This is a genomic window from Pseudomonas sp. GW821-FHT12A04, from assembly GCF_058807755.1.
Genome location: NZ_JBXAQZ010000013.1, coordinates 47,314 through 66,236 on the forward strand (window position 1 = coordinate 47,314; position 18,923 = coordinate 66,236).

Consider the following 18,923-nt stretch of genomic DNA (forward strand, 5'->3'; position numbering starts at 1 on the left):
GCGTGTCAGCTTTCTTCCTTGCCCAGCCCGCGATACAGCACGCCACCGACCACTGCACCCAGTAGCGGCGCGACCCAGAACATCCACAGTTGTTGAATCGCCCAGCCGCCGACGATCAGTGCCGGGCCGGTGCTGCGCGCCGGGTTGACTGAAGTGTTGGTGACCGGGATCGAGATCAGGTGGATCAGCGTCAGCCCCAGGCCGATGGCAATGGGTGCCAGTCCTGCCGGTGCACGTTTGTCGGTGGCGCCGAGGATGATCAGGATGAACATCGCGGTCATCACCAGTTCACAGACAAACCCTGCCGCCATCGAATAGCCGCCAGGCGAGTGTTCGCCGTAGCCGTTGGACGCCAGGCCTCCCGCCAGTTCGAAACCGGGTTTGCCGCTGGCAATGAAGTACAGCAGCGCGGCGGCAATCACACCGCCAATGACCTGGGCAATGATGTAGGCCGGCAATTCCTTGGCCGGAAACCGTCCACCCACCACCAGGCCGAGGGATACCGCGGGATTGAGATGACAACCGGAAATATGGCCAATGGCAAAAGCCATGGTCAGCACTGTCAGGCCAAACGCAAAGGACACCCCGAGCAGGCCGATCCCCACCTCCGGAAAAGCCGCCGCCAACACTGCGCTGCCGCAACCACCCAACACCAGCCAGAACGTACCAACCAACTCAGTCGCCGAACGTTTTAACAGAGACATAGGAGAGTGCCCTTTCGAGATTATGCTGCCTTTAGCATCCAGCTGATGGACTGCAGAACCATCTCCAGAACGTTGAAGTCAGTACAGCACGGTTTTTTCAGAATTCCAGCAGGCACAAAAAACCGCCAGGGCCCGTTGTTGGCGGGCCCTGGCGGTTATTTCGATCTTCGGTATGGCGCTTATCCCTGTGGGAGCGAGCTTGCTCGCGATGACGGAGTATCAGTCGACAACGATGTTGTCTGACGCACCGCTATCGCGAGCAAGCTCGCTCCCACAGGGATTGGTGTGTTGATCCAATGGATCAATCGATCCCGACAAACCCACCGGTCTGGTGTTGCCACAACCGCGCATACAAACCGCCATGGGCGAGCAGTTCGGCGTGGGTTCCGGTTTCGGCGATCTTGCCGTTTTCCAGCACCACCAGCCGGTCCATCCGGGCGATGGTCGAGAGCCGGTGAGCGATGGCGATCACGGTTTTGCCCTGCATCAGGGTCTCGAGACTTTCCTGGATCGCCGCTTCGACTTCCGAGTCCAGTGCCGACGTGGCCTCATCCATGATCAGGATCGGCGCGTCCTTGAGCAGTACCCGGGCGATGGCGATGCGCTGGCGCTGGCCGCCGGAGAGTTTCACCCCGCGCTCACCGACGTGGGCATCGAAACCGGTACGGCCTTCAGCGTCCGACAACGAAGGAATGAAACCGTCAGCCCGGGCCTTGTGCACCGCTTCCCAGAGTTGGGCGTCGGTGGCGTCGGGTTTGCCATACAGCAGGTTGTCACGGATCGAGCGGTGTAGCAGCGAGGTGTCCTGGGTGATCATGCCGATGCGTTCGCGCAGGCTTTCCTGGCTGACGTCGGCGATGTTCTGGCCGTCGATCAGGATGCGTCCGCCTTCGACGTCGTACAGGCGAAGCAGCAGGTTCACCAGGGTTGACTTGCCGGCGCCGGAAGGGCCGATCAGGCCGATTTTCTCGCCAGCCTTGATGCTCAGATTGAGGTCGCCGATGATCCCGCTCTGCTTGCCGTAGTGGAAATCCACCTGTTCGAAGCGTACTTCGCCACGGGCCACCGCCAGGGGTTTGGCCTGGTCGCGGTCGGTGACGCTGACCGGTTGCGAGATGGTCTGCAGACCGTCCTGCACCATGCCGATGTTTTCGAAGATGCCGGTCACTACCCACATGATCCAGCCGGACATGTTGACGATGCGGATCACCAGGCCGGTGGCCAGGGCAATCGCCCCGACGCTGATCAACGACTGCGTCCACAACCACAGGGCCAGGCCGGTGGTGCAGACGATCAGCAAGCCGTTCATGCTGGTGATGACCACGTCCATGCTGGTGACCACACGGCCAGCCAGTTGCGCCTTTTCGGTCTGTTCCTTGATCGCTTCGCGGGCGTATTGCTGCTCGAAGTTGGTGTGGGCGAACAATTTCAGGGTGGTGATGTTGGTGTAGCCGTCGACAATCCGCCCCATGAGTTTGGAGCGCGCATCGGACGCCACCACCGAGCGATCCTTGACCCGTGGCACGAAGTAACAGAGGGCGCCGATGAAGGCGAAGATCCAGGTCAACAGCGGGATCATCAGGCGCCAGTCGGCTTCGGCGAACAGCACCAGGGAACTGATGGCGTAGATCAGCACATGCCACAACGCATCCACGGCCTGCACGGCGGAATCGCGCAGTGAGTTGCCGGTTTGCATGATGCGTTGGGCGATGCGCCCGGCGAAGTCGTTCTGGAAGAAATTCAGGCTCTGCTTGAGCACGTAGCTGTGGTTCTGCCAGCGGATCATGCTGGTCATGCTGGGGCTCAGGGTCTGGTGCACCAGCAGGTCATGCAGGCCCACGAATATGGGGCGCAGCACCAGCGCAACCACCACCATCCAGGTCAGTTCGAGGGAGTGATCCCGGAACAGATTGATGTTCGGCGTGCCTTGGGCCAGGTCGATGATACGGCTCAGGTAGCTGAACAACGCCACCTCGATCAACGCACCAATCAGGCCGACGATCAGCAGGGCGGCGAAGCTCGGCCAGACTTGCTTGAGGTAATAAGTGTAGAAAGGGAAAACCCGGTCCGGCGGAGACGCCGTCGGTGCTTCGCGGAACACATCGATCAGTTTTTCAAAGCGGCGATAAAGCATTGGTTGTTCGCCCGCGAGCGGGCTCTCCTTTTAACGTTTTGAGCGTTGCCGGCAAACACCGGCAACGGCTCGGACATCCTTGTCCAGCTTAGTCTCAGTCGATGCGCTTGGCCGACTTGATGAGCACCGGGTCGATAGGCACATTCTGCATGCCTTGCTTGGTGGTGGTTTGGGAGTTGACGATGATGTCCACTACATCCATGCCCTTGACCACTTTGGCGAACACGGCATAACCGGCGTCACGGCCCGGATCGAGGAAGTCGTTGTCCTTGACGTTGATGAAGAACTGACTGGTGGCCGAGTCTGGATCGGAAGTGCGCGCCATCGACAGCGTGCCACGCACGTTATGCAGGCCGTTGCTGGCTTCGTTCTTGATCGGGTCCTTGGTCGGTTTCTGCTGCATCGAGGAGGTGAAACCACCGCCCTGCGCCATGAACCCCGGGATCACCCGATGGAAAATCGTGTTGTTGTAGAAGCCGCTGTCGACGTACGCAAGGAAGTTCTTGGTACTGATCGGAGCCTTGACCGGGTCCAGTTCGATTTCGATCTGGCCGTTGGTGGTGTCCAGCAGCACATGCGGTGCCTTTTCCGGCGTCGCGGCCATCAGGTTGGCGGCAAACAGGACGGTGCCTGCGGCGAGGGCGATTTTTTTCAGCATGGGTCAGTGATCCTGAGTGGTGGTGTCGACTGCGGTCAGAAACTCCAGCAGCGTCTGGTTGAAGTGTTCCGGCTGGTCCAGCGGCGTGGCGTGGCGTGAATCGGCGATCACCACCAGCCGCGCGTCGGGCAGCAGTTTTACGTAGTTTTCCTTCAGCGCCACCGGTGTGTAGTCACGGTCGGCGCTGACGATGAGGGTTGGACAGGTGACCTTCGAAAGTCGTTCCTGGACTCCCCAGCCGACAATGGCATTGAAGCTGGCGAGATAAGCATGTTTGTCGTTTTTTGCCCAGCGTTCGGCCATTTTTTGTCGCAAATCGGCCTGCTCGGGTTTGGGGAACAGCTTGCTACCCAGTGCCTTGCCAATGGTGCGCAGGCTGAGTGCGTGCATCAGGCTCCAGCGTTTGAACCACTGCCAGTAGTCATCGCGGCTGCGCAGCTTGACCTCGGGCGCGCTGTTGACTATGCACAGGCTCTTGAGCAGTTGCGGCTGATCCACGCCCAGCTGGAAGCCGATCATGCCGCCCATGGACAGGCCGACATAGTGTGCCGGACCGAGATTGAGGTGTTCGATCAGTGCAATCAGGTCAGCGCTGAATCCGGCGATGCTGTAGCGCTCTTGGGGCTTGTCCGAACGGCCGTGACCACGCACATCCGGGACGATCACCCGGTAGCGGGTAGCAAGTGCCGGGATCTGTTTTTCCCAGTCCAGGGTGCTGGAGCCGAGGCCGTGGACCAGCAGCAGCGGAGTGCCGTGACCATATTCCTCATAGTGCAGGTTACAACCTTCGTGTTCGAAATAGGCCATGCATACACTCCGTGTCAGGCTTGTTCGGGGGCGGCGAACGGTGCGTCCAGTGGTGCGGTGTCAAACGTACGCAGCAGTTCGATGAGAATCTGCGTGGCCGGTCCCAGCGGTTTGTCCTTGTTCGAATACAGGTAAAAGCTCGGGTTACGGCTGCCGCCCTGATCCAACGGTAGCAGCTTGAGCGTACCTTCCTTGAGTTCCCGTTCGATCATGTGTCTGGGCAGCCAGGCAAACCCCAGGCCGCTGCCGACGAAGGTCGCGGCGGTGGCCAGGCTGCCGACGGTCCAGCGCTGTTCGGCACCGAGCCAGCCGACGTCCCGTGGTTGCTGGCGGCCCGAGTCGCGGATCACCACTTGCATCTGGCTTTCCAGGTCCTGGAAGCTCAGTTCGCGGTTGAGGCGGTGCAGGGGATGCTCCGGATGGGCGACAGCGACGAACTCGACGTCACTCAATTCCGCGCCCAGGTAACCGGGAATACTGAAACCCGTGATGGCCAGGTCGGCCACGCCTTCGAGCAGGACTTCCTCCACGCCAGACAGCACTTCCTCGCGCAGGCGCACCCGGCAGCCACGGCTTTGCGGCATGAACGCGGTCAAGGCGCGGACGAGGCGGGCGCTTGGGTAAGCGGCATCGACCACCAGGCGCACTTCGGCTTCCCAGCCCTGCTCCATGTGATGGGCCAGGTCTTCGAGTTGACTGGCCTGTTTCACCAGTTGCCGGGAACGGCGCAACAGCACCCCGCCGGCTTCGGTCAGCACGGCTTTGCGTCCGTCGATACGCAGCAACGGCACGCCGAGTTGATCCTGCATGCGGGCCACGGTGTAGCTGACTGACGATTGCGAGCGATGCAGCGCCTCGGCGGCCTGGGCGAAACCACCGTGATCGACCACGGCCTGCAGCGTTCGCCATTGATCGAGGGTCACGCGGGGCGCTTTCATGTTGAACTCCTCTTGTCCTAAGCTGGCAGCCCTAATTGGAGGCTGCTGAATGAAAAAATTCTGTTGTGTGCTGCTGGCGCTGCTGCCGCTGACGGCGATGGCTTACCCGATCGATGTGAAAAAAGACCTCAACGGCATGAAGATCGATTACCAGACCTACGACACGGATAACGACATCGGCTCCATTCAGGTAGCCAACTACGGCGACGTCGATGCGAGTTGCAAGGTCGTTTTCATCAATGGCCCGGAAGCACCGCGTACCCGCAAGATCGACGTACCGGCCGGCAAGCACAAGAATGCCACCGCCAAGTTCACCCGCAGCATCATCAAGCTGCGCATCGAGCTGACCTGCACCCCGAAATGAAATCAATCCCCTGTGGGAGCGAGCTTGCTCGCGATAGCGGTGTGTCAGGCAACAAAAAAATTGAATGACATGACGCCTCGCGAGCAAGCTCGCTCCTACAGGGGGTAGTGCATGCTGAGCTTATAAACGAATTTATTGATGGGTTATAGCAGTTATTTGCGCTTTTTCATCGATATGACTCTGTTTAACCTTCACTCCATCGACCTACAGCATTCTCAGATGGAGGCTACATCCCATGTCCCGCGTTCTGATCATCGAAAGCAGTGCCCGTCAGCAAGACTCGGTTTCCCGCCAATTGACCCAGACGTTCATCAGCCAGTGGAAAGCCGCTCACCCGAATGACCAGATCACCGTCCGGGACCTGGCCGTCAAGCCGGTGCCGCATCTGGACATCAACCTGCTGGGTGGCTGGATGAAACCCGCCGAACAGCGCAGCGACATCGAACAGGCATCCCTGGAACGTTCCAACCAGTTGACCGACGAATTGCTTGCCGCCGATGTACTGGTCATGGCCGCGCCCATGTACAACTTTGCGATCCCCAGCACCCTGAAAGCCTGGCTCGACCATGTACTGCGTGCCGGCGTGACCTTCAAGTACACCGAAACCGGTCCCCAAGGCCTGCTCAGCGGCAAGCGTGCGTATGTGCTGACGGCTCGCGGCGGCATCTATGCCGGCAGCACCGCCGATCACCAGGAACCGTACCTGCGTCAGGTCATGGGCTTCATCGGCATCCACAACGTGACGTTCATCCACGCCGAAGGCATGAACCTGGGTGGCGACTTCCAGGAGAAAGGCCTGAACCAGGCGAACGCCAAGCTTTCGCAAGTGGCCTGACCGGTTAATCGCCAGATAATCGCTGGATGGTCTAGTGACCTGGCGCAACCCTTCAAGCCTGTACGCGCATCGAACCTCCCTTCGCACTTGTTGCTCCTGAGTGCCCTGGCCCGATTGAACGCTTTAGCGAGATCGGGCTTTTTTTTGCCTGCGATTTAACCAACACCGACAACCCCCTGTGGGAGCGGGCTTGCTCGCGAAAGCGTCGTGTCAGTCGATACCATTGTTGCCTGACACACCGCTTTCGCGAGCAAGCCCGCTCCCACAAGGTTTTGCGTGTTTTCCGACAGGTCTTGGGGATCGCGATTCAAGGCAAAACCCGCTATCGTCGCCGCCATTCGAAATGAGGCGAGCATGGGCTATCTACTTTTTGTCACGCTGATCCAGGCGTTTTCCTTCAGTTTGATCGGCGAATACCTGGCCGGTCATGTCGACAGTTACTTCGCCGTGCTGGTACGCGTGCTACTGGCAGGGCTGGTGTTCATCCCGCTGACCCGCTGGCGCTCGGTAGAGCCGGCATTCATGCGTGGCATGCTATTGATCGGCGCGTTGCAGTTCGGTGTGACCTACGTCTGCCTGTACCTGAGCTTTCGCGTACTGACGGTGCCGGAAGTGCTGCTGTTCACCATCCTCACGCCGCTGCACGTGACCCTGATCGAGGATGCACTGAATCGTCGCTTCAATCCCTGGGCCCTGGTCGCGGCGCTGGTGGCCGTGGCGGGAGCGGCGGTGATTCGCTTTGACCGGATCAACCCGGACTTCTTCATGGGCTTCCTGTTGCTGCAACTGGCCAATTTCACCTATGCCGCCGGGCAGGTGCTCTACAAACATCTGGTCGCGCGCCATCCGAGCGATCTGCCGCATTACCGACGTTTCGGCTTCTTCTATCTCGGCGCACTGGCGGTGGCATTGCCGGCGTTTCTGTTGTTCGGCAAACAGAACTTCCTGCCTGAAGCGCCGTTGCAATGGGGCGTGCTGCTGTTCCTCGGCCTGGTCTCGACCGCTTTGGGGCTCTACTGGTGGAACAAAGGTGCGTGCCTGGTCAACGGCGGTACCCTGGCGGTGATGAACAACCTGCATGTGCCGGTGGGGTTGCTGATCAACCTGCTGATCTGGAACCAGCACGAAGAACTGGGGCGGTTGTTGCTCGGTGGTTCCGTGATTTTGCTGGCGGTGTGGATCAGTCGGTTGGGTATACGGCGCGCAACCAGCTTCGTGTAGGCGTTGCCGCAGGCTGCGATTTTTGACGAAGAGCTGCTCGCATTCGGTGAGCAGCGAGCGTTGGCATACTGGTGCGCAATGCTCGGATGACCTCTATCTGAGCATAATTTGTCTGGTTATTTAAATGACGTGTAATGTATTTCTCTTGAATCGTTTATGTTTAATGCTTCTTTTGCTTATTGATTTACCATCTTTTGTGTTGGCTGATGAGGTGCATGCAAAAGACTGGAGAGCGATTACTGTTAATGATCTTTCTGTCATTCGACAACTGGTAGTTACTTCTCATCCGGGCGCTATAGACCGTGAAAATGAGTCTTTTTCAGGCTGGGTTGAACGGGGTTATGTGGATGCCAGTCAGCTGTCCAGACGCGTCAACTCAAGGAAAGACTCCCTGGCTGTGCTTAATTTCTACATCGCAGGCTTTAAGGACGGGCACGTAGGGCTGAGTCAACCGGATAAAGGAAGTTCGTCCTGGGCAGGTTTTATTCTGGATAGGCGAGGTCAGAGTTTTTTTGTAAGGCGCGTCGCTGAAAATTGGCCTGTGCCGCTGCCGCCGATAGGCTCCGAGGTTATATCGTGTGATAACAAATCGGTCCGAGAAAAAATAGAGAGTGAAATATCTCCATATATTGATCGCAGGCTTGATCTACAGTCCACATGGTTGCATTTGGCTCAGCAGTTAACTGTCGATGATGCCAGTTATCCCGTACTGGCGAGAGACTTGTCAAAAAACTGTCTGGTTGCTCTTCCAAATGGGGAAAGACAAAGCTTTGCGTTGCTGTGGCAAGAGGATTCCGGGCAGCTGAAGACTTTCCTGCGCCAACCCCAACCACCTCAATCGCTCCAGAGTTTGGGAGAAGGGCGATATTGGATACATGTATCGAATTTCATGCCGTCAGCAGCCGAGAATGCTTCCCTGGATAAAATGCTCGAGGCCATCAAGCGTATTAACGATGCCAAGCTGGTTGTGCTTGATACAAGAGGTAATCGCGGCGGTAATAGCTTGGTTGGTGCTGAAATACTTTCTGCGCTGTTAGGCTCGCAAAGGGTAAAAAACCTGAGTGAGCCATCTCGTGCGTATGCGATGTGGCGTGTTTCTCCCTTTGCACTCTCAACGCTCAATAATGCTCTAACTACCATGGGGAGTGATTATGGAAAAGACAGCGAAGCTTACAAGTTTGTTCTTGGTCTGACCGGGTCGATGGAGTTCGCGCTTCACGAGAAGAAAGACTGGTTACGACAGCCGAACGAATCCTCGGTCCTTCAAGAAGGCGCGAGAGGATCCAATACCCAAGGTTTTAAAGGCAAGCTTGCACTGGTTACTGACTCTTTTTGCGCGAGTGCCTGTCTAGACTTTGCGGACGTTGTTCTTGCAGTTCCGGGGGTTGTCCATTTAGGTTTACCAACGAGCGGCGATACACTTTATATCGACATAGGCTCTCAAACACTGCCGAGTGGTGCTCAGTTCTGGCTGCCGTTAAAGGTATGGAGAGGCCGAGCTCGAGGAAACAATCAAAGTTATGATCCGCCATTTGTTTTTAATGGCGATATAAACGATACACCTGCAGTTCAAGAATGGGTGCTTGATCATTTTTGATCGGAACGGCGCCATTTCTGAGTCACGTCGCAACACGCCAACCTTGTGGGATGCCCAAAAGTCATTTGGGCGCCAATTGATCCACCAGAAACTCGATAAACGCCCGGGTCTTCTGCGGCACCCGCCGTGCCGACGAATACACCGCGTTGATGGTGATCGCCGGGGCCTGCCATTCGCACAGCACCGGCACCAGGCGCCCGGCTGCCAGCGCATCCTCGACGATGAAGTCGGGCAGCAGGGCGATGCCCATGCCGGCTTCGGCGGCCTGGGCGAGCAAGTCGCCGTTGTTGGCGTGCAGTGGGCCGGTGACGTTTACCCGCTGGGTTTCCTTGCCATTGCACAGTTGCAGGCTGACTCCACTCTGTAGATAGCCGTAGTTCAGGCATTGATGGGCGCGCAGATCCTGTGGAGTCTGCGGAACGCCCGCGCGCTCGAGATAAGCAGGGGATGCCACCATGATGCGCGGTGCGGGCGCCAGTTGCCGGGCGATCATCGTCGAGTCCGGCATGCTGGCGATGCGGATCGTCACGTCAAACCCACCCCTCACTGGATCGACTTGCTGGTCGCTGAGCACCAGTTGCAGCTCGATGTTCGGGTGCAATTCATGAAACAGTGGAATCAACGGCCCCAACCGCCGAAGACCGAACGACATCGGTGCATTGACCCGCAACACACCGCGTAACTCGCCGATGCCGTCACGGGCGCGTTGCTCGGCCTCGTCCAGCGCCGCCAACACTTCCCGTGCTGCTTCGAAATACTCGGCCCCAGCCTCGGTCAGGTGCAGGCTGCGGGTGGTGCGTTGCAGCAATTGCACGCCGATGGCTTCTTCCAGTGCCTGAATCTGTTTACTGACTTTCGAGCGTGGCACGTCCATGGCCCTGGCGGCCGCGGCGAAGCCGTTCTCGCCGACCGTGACGACGAAGGCACGCATGCATTCAACGCGATCCATATTGTCCCTATTTTGGAATCAATGATTCTCGATTTTAGGTAATTGTCCCTTTTATAGCTAGCCCCTAAAGTGACATCCAAGCCGACAGCAAAGCCTCTTGCGGCAACGTCGACTAACCCTGAATTCATTCGAAAATATCGACATCAAAAGGAACGCGCCATGTCTATTCGTGAACTGCTCAACCCAACCAACTCCGCCCTGATCCTGATCGACCACCAGCCGCAAATGGCATTCGGCGTTCAGTCCATCGACCGTCAGACCCTGAAGAACAACACCGTCGGCCTCGCCAAGGCGGCGAAGATTTTCAACGTACCGACCATCTACACCTCGGTCGAAACCGAAAGTTTCAGCGGTTACATCTGGCCGGAATTGTTGGCTGTGCACCCGGATCAAAAGCCGATCGAACGCACTTCGATGAACTCCTGGGAAGACAAGGCATTGGTAGACGCGGTGAAAGCCACTGGGCGCAAGAAGCTGATCATTGCCGCGCTGTGGACCGAGGTCTGCCTGACCTTCCCGGCACTGGAAGCCCTGGCTGAAGGCTACGAGGTGTACATCGTCACCGACGCCTCCGGCGGCACCAGCAAGGAAGCCCACGACATGTCGGTGCAACGGATGATTCAGGCCGGCGCGGTACCGGTGACCTGGCAGCAAGTGTTGCTCGAATACCAGCGTGACTGGGCGCACAAGGATACTTATGAGGCGGTGATGGAGCTGGTGCTGGAGCACAGCGGCGCGTACGGCATGGGCGTGGATTACGCCTACACCATGGTGCACAAGGCACCGCAGCGGCAGGTCAAGTAACCCGCAAATTCTGAAAACGATGTAACCCCTGTGGGAGCGGGCTTGCTCGCGAAAACGGAGTATCATTCGACATCAATGTTGAATGACCCACCGCATTCGCGAGCAAGCCCGCTCCCACATTTGTTTTTGTGGTGTTACATCAGGCGTTTTTCGGCTTCGGGAATGTGGCTTGCCCCCAGCACTGCCGGCAGCAACCCGGCCCGTAAATCCGTACCACTCGGCTGCTGATACAGGCTCAACCCGAACTCCGGCAGCACCGCCAGCAGGTAGTCGAAAATATCCCCCTGAATCCGCTCGTAATCGGCCCACGCCGTGGTGCGGGTAAAACAGTAGATCTCCAGCGGAATACCCTGGGCCGTGGTCTGCATCTGGCGCACCATGCAGGTCATGTTCGGCTGGATCTCCGGGTGACTCTTCAGGTAGGCCAGCGCATAGGCGCGGAACGTGCCGATGTTGGTCATCCGCCGGCGGTTGGCCGACATGGCCGCGACGTTGCCCTGGGCTTCGTTCCAGGCCTTGAGTTCGGCCTGTTTGCGGGTCATGTAGTCGGTGAGCAAGTGCACCTGGGAAAGTTTCAACTCCTCGTCGTCACGCAGAAAGCGTACGCCGCTGGCATCGATGAACAGGCTGCGCTTGATCCGGCGGCCGCCGGAAGCCTGCATGCCGCGCCAGTTCTTGAACGACTCGGACATCAGGCGCCAGGTCGGGATCGAGACGATAGTCTTGTCGAAGTTCTGCACCTTGACCGTGTGCAAGGTGATGTCCACCACATCGCCGTCGGCACCCACCTGGGGCATCTCGATCCAGTCGCCGACCCGCAGCATGTCGTTGCTGGTCAATTGCACGCTGGCGACGAACGACAGCAGCGTGTCCTTGTAGACCAACAGAATCACCGCCGACATGGCACCCAGGCCCGACAACAGCAACAGCGGCGAGCGGTCGATCAGCGTAGCGACGATGATGATCGCGCCAAACACGTACAACACCAAATTCGCCAGTTGCACATAGCCCTTGATCGAGCGGGTGCGGGCGTGTTCGGTGCGGGCGTAGATATCCAGCAGGGCATTGAGCAGGGCGCTGACCGCCAGCAGCAGAAACAGGAAGGTGAAGGACAGTGCGACATTGCCGAGGAAATTCAGGCCGGTTTTGCTCAGGTCCGGCACCAGATTGAGGCCGAACTGGATCACCAGCGAAGGCGTGATCTGGGCCAGGCGATGGAACACCTTGTTCTGTAGAAAATCATTGACCCAGTGCAGGGCCGGCTGGCGACTGAGCATTTTTGCCGCGTGCAGAATGAGGTAGCGCGCCACCCGTCCGAGGAACAGCGCAATTGCCAACAGCAGCAACAGCGACAGGCTGGAGTGCACGAGCGGGTGCTGGTCGAGGGCACCCCAAAGGTCCAGGACGTTGGTCCAGAGCTGTTTGATATCCATGGTCGAAAACGATTCTTCTGTAAGGCGCGAGAGGGGATTAGAGCATTTAAGACGCTTTGTATTACGTTTCGGGAAAAATCAGGCAACAAAAAACCAACTGTTTACCGCCATTTGTATAAAGAAACTCGGCCTGAGCGCTCGAAACCGTTACCCTATGCAGCTGTTTTTTTGCATTTCTTCGAGGTAGCACCCGTGTTTTCCCAATTCGCCCTGCACGAACGCCTGCTCAAAGCCGTGGCCGAGCTGAAATTTGTCGAGCCAACGCCTGTGCAAGCCGCGGCCATCCCGCTGGCGCTCCAGGGGCGTGACCTGCGGGTGACGGCGCAAACCGGTAGCGGTAAAACCGCTGCATTCGTTTTGCCCATCCTCAACCGTCTGATCGGCCCGGCGAAAATCCGCGTCAGCATCAAGACCCTGATCCTGCTGCCAACCCGTGAACTGGCCCAGCAGACCCTGAAAGAAGTTGAACGCTTCTCGCAGTTCACCTTCATCAAGTCCGGCCTGATCACCGGCGGTGAAGACTTCAAGGTCCAGGCCGCCATGCTGCGCAAGGTGCCGGACATCCTGATCGGTACGCCGGGCCGGATGATCGAGCAACTCAACGCCGGCAACCTCGACTTGAAAGAAGTTGAAGTGCTGGTGCTCGACGAAGCCGACCGCATGCTCGACATGGGCTTCGCCGACGACGTGCAGCGTCTGGTCGACGAGTGCACCAACCGTCAGCAGACCATGCTGTTCTCCGCCACCACCGGTGGTTCCGGCCTGCGCGAGATGATCGCCAAAGTTCTGAACAACCCTGAGCACTTGCAGCTCAACGCGGTCAGCCAGCTGAACGAAACCACCCGTCAGCAAATCATCACCGCTGACCACAACCAGCACAAAGAACAAATCGTCAACTGGCTGCTGGCCAACGAGACCTACCAGAAGGCCATCGTCTTCACCAACACCCGAGCCATGGCCGACCGTATCTACGGCCGCCTGGTGGCGCAGGAATACAAAGCGTTCGTGCTGCACGGCGAGAAAGACCAGAAGGATCGCAAACTGGCGATCGACCGCCTTAAGCAGGGCGGCGTGAAAATCCTCGTGGCCACCGACGTCGCCGCTCGCGGTCTGGACGTAGATGGCCTGGACCTGGTGATCAACTTCGACATGCCGCGCAGCGGCGACGAATACGTGCACCGTATCGGTCGTACCGGTCGCGCCGGTAACGATGGCCTGGCGATTTCACTGATCTGCCATGGCGACTGGAACCTGATGTCGAGCATCGAACGCTACCTCAAGCAGAGCTTCGAGCGCCGCACCATCAAGGAAGTCAAAGGCACCTACGGCGGACCTAAAAAGGTCAAGGCCTCGGGCAAGGCCGTCGGCGTGAAGAAGAAAAAGACCGACGCCAAGGGTGACAAGAAGAAAACTGCCACCAAGACCCCGACCAAGCGCAAGAGCGCGAACCGGCCGAAGAGCGATTCCCTGGTCAGCAAGGACGGCATGGCCCCGCTCAAGCGCCGCAAGCCGGAAGCACCGGCGGCTGAATAAAGTACCGTAGCGAGCCTCAAAAAAAACCGGACCCATGTCCGGTTTTTTTATGCCCACAAATCGCAAGCTCTACACGAACCCTGTGGGACCAGGCTTGCCCGCGAAGGCCGCGCCTCGGTCCTGCAGAATCATCCCCCATGGCAACAGCTAGAGTTGGCTTTTTCCTCATACCGATCATGATGCCGCACCCACTCCATGATTTCCTCCTCGTTGCGACCCTTGGGCGTCAGGTCGAGGTAGTTGTAGGCGCCGACCAGCATGTCCAGGCCCCGGGCATAGGTGGAGTAGGTATGGAAAATTTCGCCGGCGTCATTGCGATAAAACACGCTGAGACCGGGGAGTTCCTCCTCGGCGCCGTCGGTTTTTTCGTAGTTGTATGTAGCCTTTCCGGCGGCGACGTCTTCGGCTCGGGCGGTGACGCCAAAGTCGTAGTTGAAATCGCAGCCTTCGGACGATACCCAGTCGAACTTCCAGCCCATGCGCCGTTTGAACGCCTGGAATTCGGCGAACGGTGCGTGGGAAACCGCTACCACGGCCACGTCATGGTGGGTCAGGTGCTGGTTGGCGCCGTCGATGTGATCGCTCAGGTACGAGCAACCGGGGCAGCCCTCATCCCAGCCCTCGGCGAACATGAAGTGGTAGATGACCAACTGGCTGCGCCCCCCGAACAGGTCCGCCAGTTTCAGTTCGCCGTCGGGTCCCTGGAAGTGGTAGTCCTTGTCGATTTTCACCCAGGGCAGGGCGCGGCGTTCGGCGCTGAGTCTGTCCCTTTCCCTGGTGAAGGCTTTTTCGTGGGCCAGGTGCTCTTTGCGGGCGGCGACCCATTCTTCCCGCGATACGACGGGATGGTTCTGAATGTTCATGTTGTTTTCTCCTGCGTGGGGCGGGGAGGTGACTTACACAGCCTAGTCGTTTGGCTTGCATGGATTTCGACATGCCGCCGGTCGGTCGTCTGCAAACGCCCGGCTGAACGGTGGCCGGGCGTACCGGTCACAACCTGTAAGGCCCGTTCAATTGCACGGGCATCAATCGAACGGACGCCGGAGGTTCAGGATGACGACTTACAACTGGGACTTGATTGAGCGCTTGCTGCATGAAGTGCAAAACAGCGCGGGCCACAGCTTCACGCCGCGGCCTTACGCCGAACAGCATGCCGCGCAGAAGGCCGCGGAAGGCGAGCCGATTGAAAATCTTGATCACTTGAAAACGGTGGCTGGAGAGTACGAAAAGTTACTGTTGGCGCGTGGCTATATCGCGCCGCGACCTGAAGACGAAGGTGGCACGGGCACCAATTACATTCTGACGGCGCGGGGTTCGCGTTTGTTGAGCCTGATCGACAGCAGTATTCCCGGCAATGATCACCCGCGGCAGGTGCTGGACGAGCAGGAGGATGCGCTGGATGAGATGACGTTTGATGAGGTAGCGTCAAAAGCGCAGATTGCCTGATGTTGTGTGATCCCCTGTGGGAGCGAGCAGGCTCGCTCCCACATGCGTCTTGTGTTGCAGTCAGTCTTGTTTCGCCGCTTTCAGGCACTTCAAGTCGTTGAAGTCCTTCCTCACACCTTCAATTTTCTTCAGCAAACGTGCCCGCTGGCTCGGCGTACTTTCAGCCATCAGATCCACGAACAGTGAACGCGCCTGGGCTTCGGTGTTGGCAAAGGCCTGACGATAGGCGGGTGTCCACAACTTCTCACGATTGACCAGAAGTGTCTCGATTCGTTGTGGGAATTGTGGACTCTGGCGTTGGGCAACGGCCGCGCTGAACTGCTTCTGCCAATGGACCCGGTTGGCAAGCCACTGGGTGTTCTGCTCGCCCAGGGCGCTGGACCATGTGGCTACCCGCTGTTGCTGGGTGGTGCTCAGTGGCCCGAGCCAGTCATTCAGGCGCTTCTCCATGCGCGCGCCGCGCTCCTTGATCTGCTGGTCGAGGGAGGGTTTGAGGTATTCCTCCTGGCGTTTGCGCCGGTCCTTGGCGAAGGCGTCGTTCATTTCGGCGACTTGCTTGTCATCCAGCCTTTGCAGCAACTCGATGGCCGACGGGGTGATTTCTCGCGCGGTCTCTGCGATCGCCTGTTCGGCTTCGTGGGCGCGGGCCTGCAAGGCGGCATCGGTGACCTGGTTGGTAGCGACCATGGTTTGCAGGCGGTCCAGCCAGTCGAGATAGCCGGGCAGTTGGGTGGTGCAGTGCCAGCTCAGGTGTTCCTTCAGGCGTTCATCCAGCCAGATTTTCTGCTCGCCGTTCATGTCCAGGTAGTCGCTGAGCGTCCAGGGGATGATCACATCGAGATTGCGGTAGGCCAGGCCCACGCGGCTGCACGCGCCGAGGGCGAGGGTAACGGTCAACACAACGGCGAAATGTTTGAACCAGCGGGACATGGGCGATTCCTTGCGAAAGCCAGTCTTCGGGGGCTGATTCTCATGTGAACCAGGGAGGAGCCCGGCAGTTCAGCCGATCAATAGAACGCGTGTTCGGCCTTGAGCGTCACCAGCCCGTCGCACTGGCTGTTGTGTCCGGCATAGGCCGAGCAACCGCTGCCGCTCAGGCTGGAGTCACTGTAGATCAGGTCAAGGTCGATGCCCATGAACGGGCGGGACAATTTCAGCGACCAATCGGTAAAACTGCCTACATACCCGCCATCCACCGCCACTGGCGTATTGAATTGGTGGGTGGTGTATTTCAGGCTGATGCCGACACCGAACGGTTGATTGCCGCGCAAGTCAGCGAACAGGGTGTTGTTCTGTTTGTCCGGGTCATTGCTGAAGGCGATGCCGAAACGGCTGCCGAGCAAGGTCAGGCCGCCGAACAGTTCCTGGCTGTCAGGGGTCGTGACTTCGGGGTAGCTGTAGCGGATCAAGCCCACTTCGTAGCCGAGGGTTTGGTCGAAGGGTTGTTTAAAACCCATGTAGGAGTCGATCTCGAGGTCTTTCCCCGGGCTGATGCCCATGCTGGGCGACCATTGGCCCACGTAGAAACCGCTGTCGTGGCTCAGGTCCAGACCACCGTGAAACGAGCCGACGGCCGAGGGTTTGACCAGGCCCTGGGCCATGCTGCGGGTGGGGGTGGTGCCAAGCTTGAGGTCGAAGCCCCCCAGCTCACGCTGAAAGATTTGTGCCTGTGCTACGGAGCATGCCAGCAGGCTGCCGAGCAATGCCGAAAGGTAGAAAGATTTGAGCATGCGTCACTCCATGAACTGCGAGGGCAGGCTGGTGAACCCGCTGAAACGCTTGATCCAGACGTGTGCAAGGATACCGGCGAATAATCGGCAATAAAGGCCGTTCGTCGATTTCTACGGGATTTGAGGGAGTGCCGGAGGAGTAACGAGGGTTCCAGTCCAAGCGCTTCGAAGCTCAAAGCGCTTTGGGACCAGGTGACGCGAGGGGGATTACTTTTTGCCCAGGGTGATCTGCTTGGACGGGCCGAACGTCTGGCCGCTGACGCCTTTGGCAATTTGCTGGATTTCACCGCCGGACTTGAGGAACGCAGCGATCTGGCTGTTGATCGATTCGCTGGTTTCGACGGCTGGAGCTGGCTTTGCTTTGCTGGTGGATGCTTTTACGCGCATGGCGGCCATTAACCTGTAGAAAATTAACTTGGCCAGGCATCGTACAGGAGTTGCCTGATAATTGCTTGGCAAATATCCCCTCGGCATATTCGTGAGGTCGGGGTAATTAGTCCCCGGCCAATATTCGAAATATGCACCTAAGCCGCTGTTTTAACTAATAACATTGCCTGGAAAAATACCGCATCACGCTTGCCTGGGCATGGCGTAAATGCCCGGAACGGCCTGACGAGCGGACGGGGTGCGATGAAAACCCGGGAAAATTAAGGGCTTCAGGGAGATTTTCTCGCGCCACCGGGCCGGCTGCCGAACGCGGCGCTTAAAACCGGGTAGAATGCCGCCCACGCAATGAGGGTATTGGACATGGCTTTAGTCGGGCGTTACAACAGTTTGCAAGTGGTTAAACACACTAACTTCGGTTTATATCTGGACGGTGGCGCGGATGGCGAAATCCTTCTGCCTAATCGTTATATTCCAAAAGATATTCCTACCGAAGATGAAGACTGGCTCAACGTTTTTGTTTATCTGGACAGCGATGACAAACTCATCGCAACTACTGAAAAGCCGAAAGTTCAAGTCGGTGAATTCGCCAGTTTGAAAGTTGTTGAAGTCAACAGCATCGGCGTATTCCTGGACTGGGGGTTGCCGAAAGACCTGTTGTTGCCGTTCTCCGAAGAGAAGCGCCAGATGACGGCGGGCGAGTATGTGGTGGTGCACGTCTATCTCGACAAGCACACCCGTCGCATCACCGCGACCGCGCGCCTGGACCGCTACCTGGACAAGACCCCGGCCAACTACACCGCGGGCCAGGAAGTGGATCTGCTGGTGGCCGAAGCCACGGACATGGGCTTCAAGGCCATCATCAACAACAAGCATTGGGGCCTGATCCACAAGAACGAAATCTTCAAGTTCATGCGCGCCGGTAAAGAAGAAAAGGGCTTCATCAAGGAAGTTCGCGCCGACGGCAAGATCAGCCTGAGCCTGCAACCGGTTGGCCAGGAAGCGGCCACCAGCCTGAACTCGAAGATCCTCGCCAAGTTGCGCGAAAACAACGGCAGCCTGGCGGTGAGCGACAAGAGCGATCCGGCGTTGATCAGCAGTCTGTTCGGTGTCAGCAAGGGCAACTTCAAGAAGGCCATCGGTGCGTTGTACAAGAATGGCCAGATTGTCATTCATGCCGATCGCATCGAACTCAGTTGATGCGCTGACAAGACAGAGGGTCAGGATGGCGCAAGCAGAGAAGTAGAGGTCTCTGGCAGGCGGCATTTTCTGGCCTTCTGGTTAATAATCGACAACATGATTCTTCGCCCCGGTGTTTTCTTTTCAACGAGAAGGCCGGGGCTTTGTTTTTTTTCTGCCGAGTCTTTGCCATGGATTGTGTCTTCG

19 protein-coding genes are annotated in these 18,923 nt (G+C 58.1%); 8 read left to right on the forward strand and 11 right to left on the reverse strand.

Features of this window, described 5'->3' with window-relative positions; translation table 11 throughout:
* Positions 1 to 5 precede the first annotated feature (5 nt).
* The 5 genes from aqpZ to AC1RS8_RS20490 all read right to left on the reverse strand — a co-directional run bounded on the left by aqpZ (position 6) and on the right by AC1RS8_RS20490 (position 5,241).
* Positions 6 to 704 (reverse strand): aquaporin Z, encoded by a 699-nt coding sequence (aqpZ, locus tag AC1RS8_RS20470; protein ID WP_057715979.1) that lies wholly within the window; start codon positions 702 to 704, stop codon positions 6 to 8.
* A 301-nt stretch (positions 705 to 1,005) separates the two neighbouring features.
* Positions 1,006 to 2,838, reverse strand: a complete 1,833-nt coding sequence (locus tag AC1RS8_RS20475; protein WP_489339971.1) for an ABC transporter ATP-binding protein — start codon at positions 2,836 to 2,838, stop codon at positions 1,006 to 1,008.
* Between the two features lie 94 nt (positions 2,839 to 2,932).
* A complete protein-coding gene (locus AC1RS8_RS20480; RefSeq protein WP_057715977.1) occupies positions 2,933 to 3,496 on the reverse strand; it encodes a peptidylprolyl isomerase in 564 nt (187 codons plus the stop codon).
* A 3-nt stretch (positions 3,497 to 3,499) separates the two neighbouring features.
* Positions 3,500 to 4,303 carry an alpha/beta fold hydrolase gene (locus AC1RS8_RS20485; RefSeq protein WP_489339972.1) on the reverse strand — a complete coding sequence of 268 codons (804 nt, stop codon included), beginning with the start codon at positions 4,301 to 4,303 and terminating at the stop codon, positions 3,500 to 3,502.
* A gap of 14 nt (positions 4,304 to 4,317) precedes the next feature.
* Complete coding sequence (locus tag AC1RS8_RS20490) at positions 4,318 to 5,241, reverse strand: PA3225 family LysR-type transcriptional regulator (protein ID WP_057715975.1); 924 nt, start codon at positions 5,239 to 5,241, stop codon at positions 4,318 to 4,320.
* 49 nt (positions 5,242 to 5,290) lie between these two features.
* Here AC1RS8_RS20490 and AC1RS8_RS20495 point away from each other — a divergent pair, with 49 nt between their 5' ends.
* The 4 genes from AC1RS8_RS20495 (at position 5,291) to AC1RS8_RS20510 (ending at position 9,258) form a co-directional block, all read left to right on the forward strand.
* Positions 5,291 to 5,605 carry a hypothetical protein gene (locus AC1RS8_RS20495; protein ID WP_057715974.1) on the forward strand — a complete coding sequence of 105 codons (315 nt, stop codon included), beginning with the start codon at positions 5,291 to 5,293 and terminating at the stop codon, positions 5,603 to 5,605.
* Between the two features lie 235 nt (positions 5,606 to 5,840).
* Complete coding sequence (locus AC1RS8_RS20500; protein WP_349737025.1) at positions 5,841 to 6,440, forward strand: FMN-dependent NADH-azoreductase; 600 nt, start codon at positions 5,841 to 5,843, stop codon at positions 6,438 to 6,440.
* 354 nt (positions 6,441 to 6,794) lie between these two features.
* Entirely contained in the window at positions 6,795 to 7,661 is an 867-nt protein-coding gene (locus tag AC1RS8_RS20505) for a carboxylate/amino acid/amine transporter (RefSeq protein ID WP_349737026.1), read from the forward strand.
* Between the two features lie 163 nt (positions 7,662 to 7,824).
* The gene (locus AC1RS8_RS20510; RefSeq protein ID WP_489339973.1) at positions 7,825 to 9,258 is read left to right on the forward strand and encodes a S41 family peptidase; all 1,434 of its coding nucleotides are present in this window, start codon (positions 7,825 to 7,827) and stop codon (positions 9,256 to 9,258) included.
* 61 nt (positions 9,259 to 9,319) lie between these two features.
* Here the strand turns inward: AC1RS8_RS20510 and AC1RS8_RS20515 are convergent, their stop codons facing one another.
* Positions 9,320 to 10,207 carry a LysR family transcriptional regulator gene (locus AC1RS8_RS20515; RefSeq protein WP_349737029.1) on the reverse strand — a complete coding sequence of 296 codons (888 nt, stop codon included), beginning with the start codon at positions 10,205 to 10,207 and terminating at the stop codon, positions 9,320 to 9,322.
* A 159-nt stretch (positions 10,208 to 10,366) separates the two neighbouring features.
* Between AC1RS8_RS20515 and AC1RS8_RS20520 the strand changes: the two genes are divergently transcribed.
* On the forward strand, positions 10,367 to 11,011 hold the full coding sequence (locus AC1RS8_RS20520; protein WP_008018228.1) for a hydrolase: 645 nt from the start codon (positions 10,367 to 10,369) through the stop codon (positions 11,009 to 11,011).
* A 134-nt stretch (positions 11,012 to 11,145) separates the two neighbouring features.
* Here AC1RS8_RS20520 and AC1RS8_RS20525 read toward each other — a convergent pair whose 3' ends face one another.
* Positions 11,146 to 12,444: a mechanosensitive ion channel family protein gene (locus AC1RS8_RS20525; protein ID WP_489339974.1), complete on the reverse strand. Its 1,299-nt coding sequence runs from the start codon at positions 12,442 to 12,444 to the stop codon at positions 11,146 to 11,148.
* Positions 12,445 to 12,636: 192 nt separating this feature from the next.
* Here AC1RS8_RS20525 and AC1RS8_RS20530 point away from each other — a divergent pair, with 192 nt between their 5' ends.
* Positions 12,637 to 13,977, forward strand: a complete 1,341-nt coding sequence (locus AC1RS8_RS20530; RefSeq protein WP_489339975.1) for a DEAD/DEAH box helicase — start codon at positions 12,637 to 12,639, stop codon at positions 13,975 to 13,977.
* 128 nt (positions 13,978 to 14,105) lie between these two features.
* On the opposite strand, the gene AC1RS8_RS20535 is transcribed toward AC1RS8_RS20530, so the two are convergent.
* Positions 14,106 to 14,840 (reverse strand): DUF899 domain-containing protein, encoded by a 735-nt coding sequence (locus AC1RS8_RS20535; protein ID WP_489339976.1) that lies wholly within the window; start codon positions 14,838 to 14,840, stop codon positions 14,106 to 14,108.
* Between the two features lie 190 nt (positions 14,841 to 15,030).
* Here AC1RS8_RS20535 and AC1RS8_RS20540 point away from each other — a divergent pair, with 190 nt between their 5' ends.
* Positions 15,031 to 15,423: a transcriptional regulator gene (locus tag AC1RS8_RS20540; protein WP_090453744.1), complete on the forward strand. Its 393-nt coding sequence runs from the start codon at positions 15,031 to 15,033 to the stop codon at positions 15,421 to 15,423.
* A gap of 60 nt (positions 15,424 to 15,483) precedes the next feature.
* Here the strand turns inward: AC1RS8_RS20540 and AC1RS8_RS20545 are convergent, their stop codons facing one another.
* The 3 genes from AC1RS8_RS20545 to AC1RS8_RS20555 form a co-directional block, all read right to left on the reverse strand.
* Positions 15,484 to 16,353 (reverse strand): DUF6279 family lipoprotein, encoded by an 870-nt coding sequence (locus tag AC1RS8_RS20545; protein WP_218496968.1) that lies wholly within the window; start codon positions 16,351 to 16,353, stop codon positions 15,484 to 15,486.
* A gap of 77 nt (positions 16,354 to 16,430) precedes the next feature.
* Positions 16,431 to 17,153, reverse strand: a complete 723-nt coding sequence (locus AC1RS8_RS20550; protein ID WP_489339977.1) for a TorF family putative porin — start codon at positions 17,151 to 17,153, stop codon at positions 16,431 to 16,433.
* A gap of 207 nt (positions 17,154 to 17,360) precedes the next feature.
* Positions 17,361 to 17,549, reverse strand: a complete 189-nt coding sequence (locus AC1RS8_RS20555; RefSeq protein WP_015096330.1) for a PFL_1563 family small protein — start codon at positions 17,547 to 17,549, stop codon at positions 17,361 to 17,363.
* Positions 17,550 to 17,900: 351 nt separating this feature from the next.
* Here AC1RS8_RS20555 and AC1RS8_RS20560 point away from each other — a divergent pair, with 351 nt between their 5' ends.
* Complete coding sequence (locus tag AC1RS8_RS20560) at positions 17,901 to 18,737, forward strand: CvfB family protein (RefSeq protein WP_008018234.1); 837 nt, start codon at positions 17,901 to 17,903, stop codon at positions 18,735 to 18,737.
* The last annotated feature ends 186 nt before the right edge of the window (positions 18,738 to 18,923 follow it).